The organism is Sorangium sp. So ce321 (assembly GCF_051530195.1).
Taxonomy (GTDB): domain Bacteria; phylum Myxococcota_A; class Polyangia; order Polyangiales; family Polyangiaceae; genus Sorangium.
The window spans coordinates 12742053-12757807 of record NZ_CP150329.1; the positions used below are offsets into that span (position 1 = coordinate 12742053).

The 15755-nt window shown below is 72.9% G+C and carries 13 protein-coding genes; 5 read left to right on the forward strand and 8 right to left on the reverse strand.

Annotated elements, in window-relative coordinates:
- Positions 1-272: 272 nt before the first annotated feature.
- Both WME89_RS47325 and WME89_RS47330 read left to right on the forward strand, forming a co-directional pair.
- Entirely contained in the window at positions 273-1226 is a 954-nt protein-coding gene (locus WME89_RS47325) for a PEGA domain-containing protein (protein WP_438006105.1), read from the forward strand.
- A 42-nt stretch (positions 1227-1268) separates the two neighbouring features.
- Positions 1269-2855, forward strand: a complete 1587-nt coding sequence (locus WME89_RS47330; protein WP_438006106.1) for a hypothetical protein — start codon at positions 1269-1271, stop codon at positions 2853-2855.
- A gap of 33 nt (positions 2856-2888) precedes the next feature.
- Here the strand turns inward: WME89_RS47330 and WME89_RS47335 are convergent, their stop codons facing one another.
- Positions 2889-4133 carry a sigma-70 family RNA polymerase sigma factor gene (locus tag WME89_RS47335; RefSeq protein ID WP_438006107.1) on the reverse strand — a complete coding sequence of 415 codons (1245 nt, stop codon included), beginning with the start codon at positions 4131-4133 and terminating at the stop codon, positions 2889-2891.
- Between the two features lie 253 nt (positions 4134-4386).
- Between WME89_RS47335 and WME89_RS47340 the strand changes: the two genes are divergently transcribed.
- Positions 4387-5382: a M28 family peptidase gene (locus WME89_RS47340; protein WP_438006108.1), complete on the forward strand. Its 996-nt coding sequence runs from the start codon at positions 4387-4389 to the stop codon at positions 5380-5382.
- A gap of 254 nt (positions 5383-5636) precedes the next feature.
- On the opposite strand, the gene WME89_RS47345 is transcribed toward WME89_RS47340, so the two are convergent.
- From WME89_RS47345 to gloB, 3 genes are all read right to left on the reverse strand, one after another.
- On the reverse strand, positions 5637-6569 hold the full coding sequence (locus tag WME89_RS47345) for an NAD(P)-binding domain-containing protein (RefSeq protein ID WP_437926449.1): 933 nt from the start codon (positions 6567-6569) through the stop codon (positions 5637-5639).
- Positions 6566-8332 (reverse strand): 1-acyl-sn-glycerol-3-phosphate acyltransferase, encoded by a 1767-nt coding sequence (locus WME89_RS47350; protein ID WP_438006109.1) that lies wholly within the window; start codon positions 8330-8332, stop codon positions 6566-6568. Before WME89_RS47350 ends, WME89_RS47345 begins: the two co-directional genes overlap by 4 nt.
- Before the next feature lie 66 nt (positions 8333-8398).
- Positions 8399-9154, reverse strand: coding sequence for a hydroxyacylglutathione hydrolase (gene gloB / locus WME89_RS47355; RefSeq protein ID WP_438006110.1), 756 nt, complete (start codon positions 9152-9154; stop codon positions 8399-8401).
- Between the two features lie 164 nt (positions 9155-9318).
- Here gloB and WME89_RS47360 point away from each other — a divergent pair, with 164 nt between their 5' ends.
- Both WME89_RS47360 and WME89_RS47365 read left to right on the forward strand, forming a co-directional pair.
- Complete coding sequence (locus WME89_RS47360) at positions 9319-10323, forward strand: hypothetical protein (protein ID WP_438006111.1); 1005 nt, start codon at positions 9319-9321, stop codon at positions 10321-10323.
- 129 nt (positions 10324-10452) lie between these two features.
- Complete coding sequence (locus WME89_RS47365) at positions 10453-11619, forward strand: bifunctional methionine sulfoxide reductase B/A protein (protein WP_438006112.1); 1167 nt, start codon at positions 10453-10455, stop codon at positions 11617-11619.
- 294 nt (positions 11620-11913) lie between these two features.
- On the opposite strand, the gene lpdA is transcribed toward WME89_RS47365, so the two are convergent.
- The 4 genes from lpdA to WME89_RS47385 form a co-directional block, all read right to left on the reverse strand.
- The gene (lpdA, locus tag WME89_RS47370) at positions 11914-13320 is read right to left on the reverse strand and encodes a dihydrolipoyl dehydrogenase (RefSeq protein ID WP_438006113.1); all 1407 of its coding nucleotides are present in this window, start codon (positions 13318-13320) and stop codon (positions 11914-11916) included.
- Between the two features lie 164 nt (positions 13321-13484).
- Positions 13485-14678, reverse strand: a complete 1194-nt coding sequence (locus tag WME89_RS47375) for a thiamine pyrophosphate-dependent dehydrogenase E1 component subunit alpha (RefSeq protein WP_437621527.1) — start codon at positions 14676-14678, stop codon at positions 13485-13487.
- A 140-nt stretch (positions 14679-14818) separates the two neighbouring features.
- Positions 14819-15094, reverse strand: coding sequence for a hypothetical protein (locus WME89_RS47380; RefSeq protein ID WP_020741038.1), 276 nt, complete (start codon positions 15092-15094; stop codon positions 14819-14821).
- A gap of 37 nt (positions 15095-15131) precedes the next feature.
- Positions 15132-15746, reverse strand: coding sequence for a DUF4149 domain-containing protein (locus tag WME89_RS47385; protein ID WP_438006114.1), 615 nt, complete (start codon positions 15744-15746; stop codon positions 15132-15134).
- Between the last annotated feature and the right edge of the window lie 9 nt (positions 15747-15755).

Sequence of the window (15755 nt, forward strand, 5' to 3'; positions counted from 1 at the left end):
GCGGCTCACCGCTGCCTCCCCAGCCTTCACCGTGATCCAGGGGCCGAGATCCGGGACCCGGGTCGACCCACGTTGAACGAGAACGCACAAGGACATGTGGCTCCCGGTAAGATGCGGCCGTGTCCCTCGACCGCCGATCGGTGTCCCTTGTCCTGAGCACTGCGCTCGCGCTGGGGGCCACGCCTGCATCGGCGGAGCCGGGTCCTCCGGGGCGCTCTCCGGCGTCCGCCACCCCGATCCCATCGACGGATGGAGCTAGTCCGCGCGAAGCCGTGCAGCGCGGCGACGAGGCGCGGCGCGCTGGTCGATGCGCCGAGGCCGCCGCCGCATACCGAGCCGCTCTGGAGGAGAACCGCGTCCCGGCGCTCCCCCTCGAGCAGCGCGCCGAGGTGGCCGGGGAGCTCGGTCTGTGCGAGCTCGCGCTCGGCGCGCATCGGGCCGCCGCAGAGCACCTGCACTTCAGCCTGGCGCACCGGAGCGCCCACTCCATCGAGCAGCAGAGGCGCCTCGAGGCCGCCCAGAAGCAGGCCGAGCGCGAGGTCGGCACGCTCTTCCTCGCCGTGAGCCCCCGCGACGCCGAGGTGCTCCTCGACGGGAAATCGCTCGGCGCGCCGCGCCCGACGCACGTGATCTTCGTCGAGCCCGGACCCCACACGGTGCGCGCGAGGCTGGCAGGGCACGTCGACGCGGTGGCCGGATTCGAGGCGACGCGCGGAGCCTCATCGAGCGTGACGCTCGCCCTCGACACGAGGACACTTGCCCCGGCGCCATCGCGCGACCCGAGCGACGCGCGACCCGCGCCCGCGCACTCCCCCGCGCCGGACGACGATCCCGGCCAGACGGCCCACACGCTGCGGCGGATCGCCCTCGGCACCGCCGCGGCGGGCGTCGTCCTCGGCGCGGGCTTCTGGGTCGCCGCGGGCGTGCTCGACGGTGTCGTCGACGAGCGCGCCGCGAGCCTGCGCGCTCGCGGCGGCCGCGGCGCGTGCAACGGCACGGAGTTCCCCTCCGCGTGCAAGCACCAGGAGTCTCTCATCGCGCGGCGCGACGGCGTGGGCGCCGCGGCCGTCGCGGTGCTCATCGCGAGCGGCGCGCTCGGAGCGCTCTCGGTCTCGTCGTACTGGTGGGCCCCGGACACCTCGCCGCGCGCCACGATCGTCCTCGCGCCCGTGGCCGCTGACGCGAAGGAGCTGTCCCCTGGCGTGGCCTTCCAGACGGTGTGGTAGGTTGCTCCAGTGACCTGGGGCACACGAAGGTGGCACGCGGCCATGCGTTGCGCGCTCGGCGCCTCCGCCGTCGCGGCGGCGGGGTGCGGCAGCGCGGTCAGCGTGTGCGGGTGCTTTCCCTATGACTGCAGCGAGCACGTCGCGTGCGGCGACCCCTCCGCGCCCGGGACCGAGGTCGAGCCCGACGCGCCGGACATGCCGAGCGCGCCTGCCGACCCCGGCGAGATCCCCTGCCACGGCGACCCCAGGGACGCCGCGCCGGGCAACGGCTGCGGCGTGTTCGCGAGCAGCAGCCTGGGAGACGACGCCAACCCGGGCACGCGCGAGCTGCCGGTCCGCACGGTGCGTCGGGCCATCGAGCTCTCGCGCCAGGGCGCGCGGCGCGTCTACGCATGCGCGGAGGTCTTCCCCGAGGCCATCGAGGTTCCGGCCGGCACGCAGATCTGGGGAGGCCTCGACTGCGCGCACGGGTGGGCCTTCGTCGGTGAGCGCGCGAAGGCCGAGCTCGCGCCGGCGCCGGATCTGATCCCGCTGCGGATCGAGGGAGGTGGCGGCGCGTCGATCGTGGCGGACGTGCTCGCGCGGTCCGCCGATGCGGCGCAGCCGAGCGGCTCCTCGATCGCCGCGCTGGTCCTGCCCGGCGCGACCGTGACGCTGCTCCGCAGCGCGCTCGCCGCCGGAAACGGCGCGGCTGGCGCGCGCGGCGAGGACGGCGGCCAAGGCGCTGCCATCAGCGGCGCCGATGGCCTCAGCGGCGCCGACGCCTGCTCCTCCGATGTGGTCCAGGGCGCGCCGTCCGTCACGACGACGTGCGACGACGTCTCGTCGCTCGGGGGCTCCGGAGGCGACGGCGCCGTCAGCAGCGGCGACGACGGGCGCGACGGGTTGCCGGAGCCGCTCTCGAACTCGGTGGGATGGGGCCATGCAGGGCAGGGCCAGACGGCCGGCGCGGATTGCACCGACGGGACGCAGGGCATCTCGGGCGACCATGGCGCGCATGGCCGCGGCGCGGCCGGGCGCGGGGGCATGATCACGCGAGCGGGCTGGGAGGGCATCGACGGCACCGACGGCGTGAAGGGGATCTCCGGCCAGGGCGGCGGTGGCGGCGGCGGGACGCTGGGCGGGCTCATGTACTGCGGCCTGTCGCCGGCGACGCCGAAGGGCGGCGCCAGCGGCGGCTCGGGCGGTGGCGGCGGCTGCGGGGGCAAGGGAGGCCAGGGCGGTGGCTACGGGGGCGCGAGCATCGCGCTGATCAGCCTGAGCGCCGGCGTGACGCTGCACGACACGAAGCTCTCCTCCGCGAACGGAGGCGACGGCGGCGACGGCGGCGCGGGCCAGATCGGTGGAGAGGGGGGCAGCCGTGGCAGCGGGGGCGCTGCGAGGAACGGCTCACTGCGGGGCTGCGACGGCGGGCGCGGCGGTCAGGGCGGCAACGGTGGCCACGGCGGCGGGGGGTTGGGCGGCCCGTCGATCGGGGTCGCCTACCTGCTCGATCCTCCGGAGGTGCTGGGGACGCTCGCGCTGGGCGTCGGCGAGCCAGGCAAGGGCGGCGCGGGCGGGCGCCCGGACATGACCGAGCTGGCCGGGCAGGACGGCGCGGGCGCCGAGATGCTGAGCTTCCTCCAGTAGAAGCGGGGCTCCGCAGCGACCGCGGCACGAGCGTCACCGGGTGTCGCTTCCGGCGTCGAGCTCACGCAGGAGCGCATCGCGCCGTCCGGCGAGCTGTCCTCGCGGGAACCGCCGCGCGTGACGCGTGAGCAGCTCCGCGGTCTCGGCGAGGTGGCCGGCTCGCAGCGCGACCGCGGCCTCCTCGACGAGCCGGTGCTCCTCGGCGAGGCCCGCTCCGCCGTCGCCGAGGCGCTCGCGACCGTGGCGCACGGCAGCGCTGGCCGTCGGCGCTACAGGTGCTGCGGCGCTCTGCTCGGTCTCCGCGCGAGCCGCTGCGTCGTCGTGCGGTCCTGGTGCGGGCGGCGCGGCGGACGTGATCGCCGGAGCACGCCCCGCGATCGCCGGAGCACGCCCCGCGATCGCCGCGTGCATGCCGATGCCGGCCTGAGCGCGCGCTGGCGCCGGATGGGCGGGCAGCAGCGCGGCGCCGGCCGCCAGCACGGCCCCTGCGGCAGCGGCGGCGCCGAGGGGCTTCGCGATGCCGAGGGCCGAGGCGCCCCAGGCGCCCGCGCTCGCCGGTGTGCCGAGGCCCAGATCTCCGAGCCGGCGCAGCAGCCAGTCTTCGATGCGGTCGCGCAGGACATCGCGCAGGGGCGACGACCGCTGCCCGCCCTCGACGAAGGCTGGGAGGACCACCGGCGCTTCGTCCCAGCCGCGCCGGCGGCAGCGCGCCCGCCGCCGCGCGTCCGCGGCCTCCAGATCCCGGCGTGCGAGGCGGAGGCGGCTCCACGCCGTGTTGATGGGGATGGCGAGGGACTGGGCGATCTCGCGCATGTCCATCTCGAGGATGTCGTGCGCGACGAGGACGCAGCGCCGCTCCGGGCGCAGCTCGGCGAGCAACGCGTCGAGCGCCTCGCGCCGGTCGCTGTCCATGGTGAGGGCCTCCGAGCTCGGCGCTCCCTCCACGAGGGGCTCGAACCCTTCGGGTGGCCAGAGCACCTCGCGGCGGCGGTGGGCTCGGTCCCGGTAGTGCGAGAAGTGGTGCGTCGCGATGCGGATGAGCCAGCTGCGCAGCGTGCCCAGCTCGGGGTTGAACCGGCTCAGCCCGAGGTGGACGCCGTGGAGCACCTCCTGCATGAGGTCGTCCAGATCCTGCCGCTTCACGCCGAGACGCAGCAGGTACGTGGCGAGCATTTCCCGATGCTTCCGCAAGATCGTGTCGAAAAGCGCGTCGTCTGATCCCAAGGCCACCTCACCTCGGCGCGCGCGAGACCTCCGCAGGCCCTCGCGCCACCGCACTCGCAACCCTCACTTGAGGAATTGCGAGCAGGCGCCCCGCACCGTCACGGAATCGGCGGCCTTGCTTCTTTCACCACCAAGGCAGCTGACGCCGTCCTCGGCGTGGGCCGCCGGCCCTCCGCCGAGGAGGTTCGCGCCCCCTCGCGAGTCGCCTGTCGATCGTCGCGCCACGACAGGAACAGGGCACCTCTTCTGGATGTCTGCCCTCTCGATGACCACAAAGGCGGCGATGAGCACGGAAGAGGCGCGCGCCATGGCAAGGCTTCGTCCCCGCTACGGCCGGCGTCTCGCGGCCGCTGCGGCGCTGTTCCTCCTCGGCCTCGTGGCGATCGGAGCCTGCGTCAGCCAGCCCTTCGTCGCGAAGCGCCCGCCGTCCGCTCCCGCGCTCTCCGCGGATCCGGCTCGGCTGGAGCGCGACGTTCGAAAGCTCGTCGAGACGTTCCGTCCGCGGGGCCACCGGCAGATCGAGCAGCTCGATCGCGCCGCGATGTACCTCGGAGATGAGCTCAGGGCCGCCGGAGGGCGCGTCACCGAGCAGCTGTACGACGTGGAGGGACGGACGTACCGCAACGTGCTCGCCCGGTTCGGTCCGGCCTCGCCGGCGCGCGTCGTGGTCGGCGCTCACTACGATGCGGCGAACGACCTGCCCGGCGCCGACGACAACGCGAGCGGCGTGGCGGGGCTGCTCGAGCTGGGTCGGCTGCTCGGCCAGGCGCCGCTCCGCGGCGACGTCGAGCTCGTGGCGTTCACGCTGGAGGAGCCGCCGTACTTCCGCTCTGCGCACATGGGCAGCGCCCGCCATGCGGGCGCGCTGCGAGGGGCAGGAGTGAAGGTCCGGGCGATGATCAGCCTGGAGATGATCGGGTATTTCACCGACGAGGAGAACAGCCAGTCCTTCCCTCTGGCGCCGCTCGCGCTGCTCTATCCCACGAAGGGGAACTTCGTGGCCGTGGTCGGCAACCTGGAGGGGATTTCGCTCGTCCGCACCGTCAAGGGGGCCATGCGCGGCGCGACCGACCTGCCCTCGTATTCCCTGAGCTCTCCGGCGCTCGTTCAGGGCGTGGACTGGTCCGACCACCGGAGCTACTGGGATGCGGGCTATCCGGCGGTGATGGTCACCGACACGGCTTTTCTGCGCAACCGGCGTTACCACACGGACAAGGACACGCCGGAGACGCTCGACTACGAGCGCGCGGCGAAGGTCGTCACCGGCGTGGCTCAGGCCGTCCTCGCGCTCGCGAACGAGTGAGCACCTCCCTGTCACCGTGCATGTGGCTCCTCTACCAGGTAGAGAGGGCAGTCGGCGAGCGCCTCTCCCGAAGCGCGGGCCAGGAGGCTGAGCCCATGGTCCGTCGCCCAGCGCCCGTGCCTGGCGGTTGACAGGTTGCCGGCCGCTCCGGCTCGGATGTCCGATGGACAGTGTACGATTACCCGCGACGCGCGCTTCATGAGCTCCCGCCTGATCCCCAGGCCAGAGGCGCTGTCATCCCGGCGGCGAGCCGCTCACGCCGTGAACATCCGGTCGAGCACCTCCCGCGGCGCCCCGCCCTGCAGGATCGTCTCGAGCGCCTCGAACACCCCCCCGTCCACCTTCCGCTCCTTCGCGAACGCCACGATGCGCGGGATCAGCGGGATCGCCTCGACGCGCAGCCTGGCCTCCGCGACCGCCTCGTCGAGCGTCCGCCCCCGCGCGAGCGCCTTGCCGAGGAGCACCTCGGGGCGGCTCTCGAGCCGGATCGAGGCGAGCAGGTCGCCGTACCCGCCGAGCCCCAGCATCGTCCGCTCCTCCGCGCCCGCCGCGGCGGCGACGCGGGCGGCGCTGTCGACCGCCCGCGAGATCAGCGCGGCGAGCAGCCCCGGCCCGGCGCCCGCCTCCTCGGCGAAGCCGACGCCGATCGCGAGGCAGCCCACCAGCGCCGACGCCCACTCCAGGCCCTGGAGATCCGGCGTCGTGTAGACGCGGAGCGCGTCGGACTGGAACGCCGCGGCCACCGCCGCGTGCACCTCGGGGTACCGCGAGCCGCACACCATCGCCGAGGGGCGGCCCTCCCGGAGCTCATCCGCCTGCACCGGGCCGCCCAGCGCGCCCACCCGGCGCGCCGGCGTCTCCTCGCGCACGAGGTCCGAGACGGTCTTCAGCGCCTCCCCCTCGAGGCCGCGCACGCCGTGGATCACGAGGTGCGAGCCGTCCATGTGATCGCCGAGCCCCCGCAGCGCCGTCCGCGCCGCGTTCGACGGCACCGCGATCACCAGCAGCCGCGCCCGGGCGACCTCCGCGTGGTCCCGCACGATCCGCGGGCCGTCGTTGATCTGCGGGTGCTCGCGCCGGGAGAACAGGAGGACCTCGGCCCCGGTGCGGCTCGCCGCGAGCGCCAGCGCCACGCCCCAGAAGCCGCCGCCGATGACCCCCACCGAAGGCGCCGGACGAGCGCTCACCGGCCACCTCCGGCGCCGTTCATCGAGCCCGCGCGCGCGCCCGCGGCGCCGCCGCGGGACGAGGCCGCGCTCCGCTGCTCGTCGACCACCGGCGGGGGCGGTGACGAGGGGGCGAGCGGCGGCAGCGGCGGCTGCACCTGCAGGCCGGAAGGGACGCCGGGCGGCGCGATCACGTCCCAGGCCACACCGTGGGCGGCGAGGCGGTTCTGGTAGTAAAAGAGCAGGTTGGTGTCGCAGATCGCGATGCCGTCAGGCCGCGAGTCGAGCACCGGCTGCGAGTGGTAGCCCGCGAAGGAGCGCTGCGCGCGCTCGACGATGTCCCCGCCCGAGCCGAGCCGGATGTCCTCGCCGAGCACGATGCACCCCTGCTGCTCCAGCGCGCGCAGCCGGTCGCAGAGGGCCACCACGTCGGCCGCGAGGTCGTCGCGCGGCACCGTGAGCACGTCGCGCTGGCGGAGCACCGTGAAGAGATCCGCGGCCGGCGCGTGGCTGCGGAGCCGGGCGAAGCTCGCCGCCGCGACGACGTGCGTCGCCATCACCACCGTGTCGCGCGCGTACGCCCGGCAGATCTCGTCGCCGAGCTCGCGGGCGTACTGGGCGTCGCGCGCCCCGTCGATGACCGGGGCGCCGTCCTGGTTCTTCACGTAGCTCGCCGGGTCGACCTCGCGGCCGCGCGCGTCGTAGGAGCGGCCGAGCTCGTCGACCCGGTTGCCGAACGGATCCAGCGGCTCCGAGAAGCGGATGACCACCGAGGCGTTCATCGCGAGGAGCTTGCGGAGGAACGAGGCGATCCGGCCGATGCGGCTCGACTCGTCGTCCTCGATGATGAAGCGCCCCTTGCCGGCCTCGGAGAGGAAGTCGGCGATGAGCGTCTCGGCCTCGAGCGTGATCAGGTAATTGATCGTGGCGGGGACGAAGAAGATGCGGCGCTCGCGGCCGCCGAGCAGCGTGCGCGTGTAGGCCTCGAACGCGCTGCCGACCAGGCCCAGCTTGAGCTTCCGCTCGATGCCCCCCGAGCGCGACCGCGTGCCCCCGGGGAAGAACAGCGAGTGGTAGCCGCGCTCGAGCAGCACGCCCGAGTACGTCTTCAGCACGTCCTTGTAGAGGTTGTGCTTGATGCGCCGGTCGACGCGGTAGGCGCCGAGGTTGTGCATGAAGAACGAGAGGATCGGGTTCGTGAAGAGGTTCTTGCCGGCGCCGTAGGTGGCGGGCGGCAGGCCGGCGCGCTCGAGGGCGTAGCCGAAGACGATGGAGTCCAGGTTCGACATGTGGGTCGGGACGTAGACGGCGGTGCCGCGCTGCACGAGCGCCCGGATCTTCGCGAGCGGCCCCTGCACGAGCACCCGGTCGGCGAGCAGCTCGAGGCTGATGAGCTTGCGCGGGTCGCGCACCACGGTCACGAGCTTGCGCGGCGCGAGCAGGGCGCTCACGACCGGCGGCAAGAGCCGCGAGGAGAGCTGGTAGACGCGCCGGTCGAAGTTGCCCGCGATGTCCCAGGCGTACTCCTCCGCGAGCTCCCGCAGGCGGCGGCGGCGCTCCGCGTCGTGCATGCGGCCGAGCGAGCGGGCGAGCCGCTGCCACTCGCCGAGCTCGCGGACGTCCTGCGGCTTCCGGGAGCCCTCGAGCCGCTTCGCCTCCTGGTACGCCGCCTCGTTCATGGCGAGCAGCGGATCCCTGGTGGCGCCGATGACCCGGTCGACCACGGTGCGCACGATCTCGTCGCGCGCGTCGTTGAACCCGAAGATGGGAGCGCGGGAGTCCATGGGCGTAGTCGTATAGAAATCAGGCGGCGGGCGCGAGCGGAATACGGCCGCGCGCGACGCGGGCACTCAGCGGTAATTGTCCTTCGCGCGCCGTACGGCGGCGAACACGTCGGGCAGCGTGGCCCCCGGGAAGCGGGACTGCACGGACGGCTCGGCGCAGCGGAGGAACGGGTTCGTCGCGAGCTCCTCGCCGACGGTGCTCCCCACCGTCGGCTCGCCGCGCTCGCGCGCCGCGCGGGCGGCCGCGAGCTTCTTGCGGACAGCCTCGTTCTCGGGCTCGACCGTCTCGGCGAAACGAAGGTTGTTCACGGTGTACTCATGACCGCAGAAGACGCGCGTGTGCACCGGGAGCGCGGCGAGCTTGGCGAGCGAGGCGTGCATCACCTCCGGCGTGCCCTCGAACATGCGGCCGCAGCCGCCGATGAAGAGCGTGTCGCCGGTGAACACGGCGTCCTCGACACAATAGGAGACGGCGCCGAGCGTGTGACCGGGGACGTGGAGCGGCCGGAGCTCCAGGCCGGCGACCCGGAACGGCTTGCCCTCCTCGACGTGCTCCGTCTGGGCCGGCACGCGCCCGACGTCGCTCGAGTGCGCGTAGACGGGGAGGTCGCCGTAGCGCTGGCGGAGCGCCTCGTTGCCGCCGACGTGATCGTGGTGGTGGTGCGTGTTGACGATGGCGACCAGACTGAGCTTCTCACGCTCGAGCGCGGCGATGACCGGAGGGGCCTCCGACGGGTCGATGACGATCGCCTCGCGCCGCCCGTCCGCGGCCACGAGGTAGGCGTAGTTGTCGCTGAGGCAGGGCACGGAGATGATGCGCATCGGCGGGAACTATATCGCGCCGCTCGCGGCCAACCGGAGAAAAACTCGGGGCGGGAACCGCAATGAGGTGCGCTGGTCGACTTCGATCGATGGAGGCCTCGCGATGACGCTGGCGGGTCGCCTGGCGCCGTGACGCCGGCGGCGCCGTGTGGCAAGGGGCGGGCATGGCGTCGGCTGAGCCCTCCATTCGTTACCGCATCGGCGTCGATGAGAACGGCCTCGGCCCGCGGCTCGGCCCGATGGTGGTGACCGCGGTGCTCTCGCGCGTCACGGAGGCCGGCTGGCAGACCGCCGCCCGCGCGCCCCGCGGCGCCCTGGCCCAGCGGCTCGGCGACTCGAAGCAGCTCGTCGCGCACGGGGACGTCTCGCTCGGCGAGGCGTGGGCCCGCGCGCTCGTCGCGCGCGGCTGCGGCCGCGCGGGGGCGGCCAGCGACGCGTCGTCGGTCGACGAGCTGCTCCACGCCGTCTCGCTCGACGACCGCGCCGCGCTGCGCGCGCTCTGCCCTGGCCACGTCGAGGCGCAGTGCTGGTCGACCGAGGGCGAGGCGTTCACCGCGCCCGACAAGCTGCTGCGCGCGATCGGCCGCGACCTCGACAAGCTCGCGGAGAAGGGGGTCGAGATCGTCGCCGTGCGCTCGATGCTCCTCTGCGTGAAGCGGATGAACGACGGGGGGCGCGCGGGGAAGAACAGGTTCGTGCTCGATCTCCACGCGATGGAGCGCCTCATCCTCGAGCTCGGCGGGCTCGCCGGCGCGGAGGTCTTCGCTGTGTGCGGCAAGGTCGGCGGCTTCGGGAAGTACGGCTCCGCCTTCGGCCCGCTCGCCGGGCGGCTGCACGCCGTGCTCGAGGAGGGCCGCGCCCGCAGCGCGTACCGCTTCCCCGGCCTCGGCGAGATCGCGTTCGTCCGCGACAGCGACGCCTCGGATCTGTGCGTCGCGATGGCGTCGATGGTGGGCAAGTACGTGCGCGAGGCGCTCATGGAGCGGGTCGCGCGCCACTACCAGCGCGCGGTCCCCGGCCTGCACGGGGCGAGCGGCTACCACGATCCGGTCACCTCGGCGTTCATCGGAGCGACCCGCCTCGTCCGGCGCGCGCGCGAGGTCCCCGACGACTGCTTCGAGCGTCGGGCCGCCGAGGGCGACGCCGCGCTCGAGGACGTCGGCCCTTGAGGCCGAGGCCGGCCTCGCGCAAGGCCGCGCCCTGCCGCGCCCTGCCGCGCGAACGGCGCCTGCGGGCGAAACCGGCGGCCCCGCGCGGCGTAGGAGGGGTGGATACGCTACCCTCGACAGGCCAGGTGGATGATGAATTGGCTCCGCGCTGCTCGTCTTCTCTTCGCGCTCTTGCTCGTCGCGTGCGCCGCCCTGTTCGCGTGCCGGCGCGCGGGCGAGGCGGGGCGCGCGAGCCAGGTGGCCCTCGGGTCCAAGGAGGCTGTGACGATGTCGGACAGAAGTTATCGCAAACCGTCGGATGAGGAGCTGCGCAAGCGGCTCACGCCGCTCGCGTACGAGGTCACCCAGCACGACGCGACCGAGCCGCCGTTCCGCAACGCGTTCTGGAACAACCACGACGCGGGGCTCTACGTGGATGTGGCGAGCGGCGAGCCGCTCTTCTCGTCGCTCGACAAGTTCGACTCGGGCACCGGGTGGCCGAGCTTCACGCGCCCGATCGAGCAGGAGCGCGTCGTGTCGCGCTCCGACAGGGCGCACGGGATGGTCCGGACCGAGGTGCGCTCCAGGGCCGGCGACTCGCACCTCGGGCACGTCTTCGAGGACGGGCCTGCGCCGAGCGGGCTGCGTTACTGCATCAACTCCGCGTCTCTCCGGTTCATCCCGGTGGACCGCCTCGAGGCCGAGGGCTACGGCGCCTACCGGGCCCTGTTCGAGGGCAAGGGCGGCGCGCCGCACGCGCAGACCGAGCAGGCCGGCGCGAACGCCTGCGCCGTCCCCGCGTCGGGCGAGGCCCCCGGCTGCAAGACGACGCTGGAGACGGCCATCCTGGCGGGCGGTTGCTTCTGGGGGATGGAGGAGATCCTCCGGGGGATCCCCGGCGTCCTCGAGACGGAGGTCGGTTACGCGGGCGGCCGGATGAAGGATCCGACCTATGAGCACGTGAAGACGGGGACGACCGGGCACGCCGAGTCGGTGCGCATCGTCTTCGATCCGGCGAAGCTGTCCTATGCCGAGCTGCTCGAGAAGTGGTTCTTCCGCATGCACGATCCGACGACGCAGAACCGCCAGGGCAACGACGTCGGCACGCAGTACCGCTCGGCCATCTTCGTCACGACGCCCGAGCAGCGCCGCATCGCCCAGGAGGTGAAGGTGCGCGTGAACCTGAGCGGCAAGTGGCGCGGGCCGCTCGTCACCGAGATCGTGGAGGCCGGGCCGTTCACGCGCGCCGAGGAGTACCACCAGAAGTACCTGGAGAAGTACCCGGGCGGGTATACGTGCCACTTCCTGCGCGACTGACGCCGCGGGAGCGCCCTTTCCCGGCGGCTCGCTCTCTTCTCCGACGGGATGACGGAATCTACGGGCTGAAGCACAGCATCGCAGAGAGAAAGAGAGTTTGAACCACAGAGGCACAGAGGGCACAGAGGGAGAGAGAAGATAAAAATCTCTCTCCTCTGTGCCTCTGTGCCTCTGTGCCTCTGTGGTTTTATTTCTGGTCGAGCCGGCGGTGCTCCAAAGGCGCAGCGCACCAGCTCGTTGGCAGCAGGCGGCCACGCCCCCGCGGGGCGCAGGCCGCCTTCGCGAGCGATGCGCTCAGCGGTTCGCGATGTGGATCGCCGCGCCCATCGCGTGGGCGGCGGCTTCCATCAGCGACTCGCCGAGGGTCGGGTGGGGGTGGATCGTGAGCGAGAGGTCCTCGAGGAAGGCGGCCATCTCGAGCGAGAGGGACGCCTCGCTGATCATCGTGCTCGCCTCCGGCCCCACGATGTGGACGCCGAGCACCTGCTTCGTCTTCTTGTCGGCGACGACCTTCACGAAGCCCTCGGTCTCGTTGATGGCCATCGCCTTGCCGAGCGCCGCGAACGGGAACTTGCCGACGCTGACCTCGATGCCCTTCGCCTTCGCCTCCGCCTCGGTGAGCCCCACCGTGGCGATCTCCGGATCGGTGAAGATCGCGCCCGGGATCGCGACCCAGTCCTTCTCGGCCTTGTGGCCCGCGATGACCTCGGCGACGATCTCGCCCTCCTTCGTCGCCTTGTGCGCGAGCAGGGGCGGGCCGCTCACGTCGCCCACGGCGTAGATCGACGGCACGTTGGTGCGGCCCAGCTTGTCCGTGGGGACGAACCCGCGCTGGTCGACCGTGACGCCGACCTTCTCGAGGCCGAGCCCCTTCGAGCTCGGCCGCATGCCGACGGCGACCAGCACCGTGTCGACGACGATCGTCTGCTCCTTGCCGTCGATCTGGATCTTCACGCCGACGGAGCCGTCCTTCTGCTTCTCGTACCCGAGCGCCTTGGCGCCCTTGTAGATGGTGCCGCCGCGCTTCTCGATCTTGCGCTCGACGATCTTGGTGCAGTCGGGGTCGACGCCCGTGAGCAGCTCGGGGAGCGCCTCGACCACGGTGAGCTGCGAGCCGAACGCCTGGTAGACCATGCCGAGCTCGAGGCCGATGACGCCGCCGCCGATCACGAGCAGCCGCTTCGGGATGCGGCGCAGGCTCACCGCCTCCTTCGCGCCGATGATCGCGTCGCCGTCGAACTTGAACGTCGGGATCTCGATGGTGGTCGAGCCGGTCGCGATGACGATCGCCTTGGTCGCCTCGATCTGCTCCACCGAGCCGTCCGGCAGCGTCACGTCCACGCGCTTCGGCCCGACGATCGTGGCGGTGCCGGTGAGCAGATCGGCGCCGTTGCCCTTGAGCAGCGACCTGACGCCGCCGGTGAGCTTCTTGACGATGCCTTCCTTCCAGTCCTGCATCGCGTTGGCGTCGAGCTCGACGCCGCTGACCTTGATCCCCATCGAGGCGCCGGCCTGCGACTTCTCGTAGAGGTGGGCGGCGGAGATCAGCGCCTTGGAGGGGATACACCCCCAGTTGAGGCAGACGCCGCCGGGCTGCTCCTTCTCGATGCAGAGCGTCTTCTGCTTGAGCTGAGCCAGCCGGATGGCGCAGGGGTAACCGCCGGGGCCGGCTCCGATCACGATTGCGTCGTAGGTCTTCATCCTTGTCCTTTTGTGCGCTTCGGAGACTGGGATAGGGGCGCCGGGGTCCGTCAGGCAAGCCCCTCGCTGACCAGCCCTGAGGCCGCGCCCGCGACCGCGAGCCGTACGCCTTGGGGTTTGGCGGGCTTACACGACCTCGCCGCGAGGGGAAATCCCTCGCGTGGTCAGCGTCCGCCGCCGTGCGCGGGCGCTTTCGGGGAGCGCAGGAGCTCTGCGCGCTGGTCGCGCAGGTGCCAGGGCAGCTCGGCGTAGACGTCGTCGAACAGCGTCTCGCGGGCGGGCGGGTCCATCCCCTCGACCTCCGCGACGGCGGCGGCGATCTCGGCGTTGAGCTCCGCCTCCAGGGCGGCCTCCGCGGCGTCGTCCATGAGGCCGCGCGCGGCGAGGTGCCGCCCGAGGCGCAGCAGCGGGTCGCGCTTCGTCCAGCGATCGACCTCCTCCTGCGACCTGTAGCGGCTGGGATCGTCGCTCGAGGAGTGGGCGCCCACGCGGTAGGTGAGCGCCTCGATGAAGCTCGGGCCGCCCCCGGCCCGGGCCCGCGCGGCCGCCTCGGAGACGGCGCGGTACACGGCGAGGACGTCGTTGCCGTCGACCCGCGCGGACGGGACGCCGTAGGCCCGCCCCTTGATGGCGATCGTCCGGGAGGCCGTCTGCCGGTCCGTCGGCACGCTGATCGCCCAGTGGTTGTTCTGGCAGATCATCACGCACGGCGCCCTGAAGACCGCCGCGAAGTTCATCGCGCTGTGGAAGTCGGGCTCGCTCGTCGCGCCGTCGCCCATGAACCCCACGACCACCGTGCTGTCGCGCCGCAGCTTCGCGGCCCACGCGGCGCCGACCGCCTGCGGGATCTGCGGGCCGATGCAGCTCGACCAGGACACCTGGTTCACGAGCCGCCCGCTCATGTGAGACGGCATCTGGCGCCCCTTGAGGAGGTCGCCCGAGTTGCCGAACACCTGGGCCACGTAGGTGCGGAGCGGGAAGCCGCGCACGAGCATCGTCACGCTCTCGCGCAGCGCGGGGAAGATCCAGTCGGTCGGCTCGAGCGCGAGCGCCGTGGCGATCGGCGTCGCCTCCTGGCCGGTGCACGCGCCGTAGAAGCCGACCCGCCCCTGCCGCTGGAGCAGGAGCATGCGCGCGTCGAGCAGCCTGAGGCGCTTGATCTCACGGTACGCGCGCAGCAGCAGCGCCTCGGGCAGGCCGGGGTCGGTCGCGGGGTCCAGCGATCCGTCGTCGCGCAGGACGCTGAGCAGGCCTTCGTCGTCCCCCTCCCCCGCTCGGGACGGCGGCGCGGGCGGCGGAGGGGCGTCGGCAGCGGGCCTCGTCGAGGCGCCGGGCGGCGTGGCTTCCAGCTCGCTCATGACCGGACGACCATACCGCGAAATGGCGGCGATCGTGGCGCCTTCAGCCCGCCGGGGAGCCCCTTCAGCCCGCCGGGACGAGCGCTCCCGCCCCGGTCGCCTGCCGGAGCGAAGCGGCTCACATCCCGCGCGCCCCGCGCTCAGCCGAGGAGGACGCGGAACATCCGCTTGCTGTCGGAAAGGTAGTAATAGGCGGCGCGATCTGCGTCGCCCATGAGGTCGAGGATGGCGCGCTCCATCTGGTCCGGGCTCAGCGTGTTGGACACTTCCCAGGTACCCGGCGTGACCTCGTCGCCCTGCCACGGTCCGGCGCAGAGCGCGACGAGGCGAGCCCGGCTCTCCTCGTCGGCGATCGAGAAGGTGAGGATGTAATCGTGGTTGACGAAGCCGCTATAGAGCTTGTTGTCGCGCGGCATCAGGTCTCTCCCTGTCGGTCGATGGCGCGCGGCGCCCTCACCGCGGTCCGGGCGGCAGCGGAGCGGCCGCCTCGTCATCCTCGTCGTCCTGCTCGGGGCGGCGCGCGCCGAGCGTGAAGACGTGCAGCACGACCAGGCTCGCGCCGAGGAACACCTCGGACCTGCCGACGAGCTCGGCGCGGCGATGGAGGCGCTCGAGCTCCATGCCGTTCTCCCCCTCGCCGCGCCGGGCGCCCTCGCGGTGGAGCGCCGTGATGCGGGGCGTGACCGCCAGGCCGACGTAGGCGGCGCAGCCGGCCATCACCATGGCGACGACCCGGCGCACGCGGGCCGCGCGGCTCGCGCCCTGACGTCCGGCCGCCCAGGTGCGCGCCACCTCCGCGCCGAGGAGGATCACCGCGGCGCCGAGCGCGAGCTGATCGAAGCGGCCGAAGGCCGCGCTCATCGCGTCGCCGGAGAAGGGGGCCGGGGCGAGCCGGAAGACGAACGGCGCGGCGCAGGCCCCGAGCGCCACCATGCCGCCGGCCCAGGCGCCGGCCGCGAGCGCGGCCACGCTCGCGGCCGCCCGATCGATGAGAGAGCGGCGCGACGCGGCGCGCTCCTCGGGGCTCGGGGCGAGGTCGTCCTCGCTGAATTGGGCTTCATCGTTCATGGATCCACC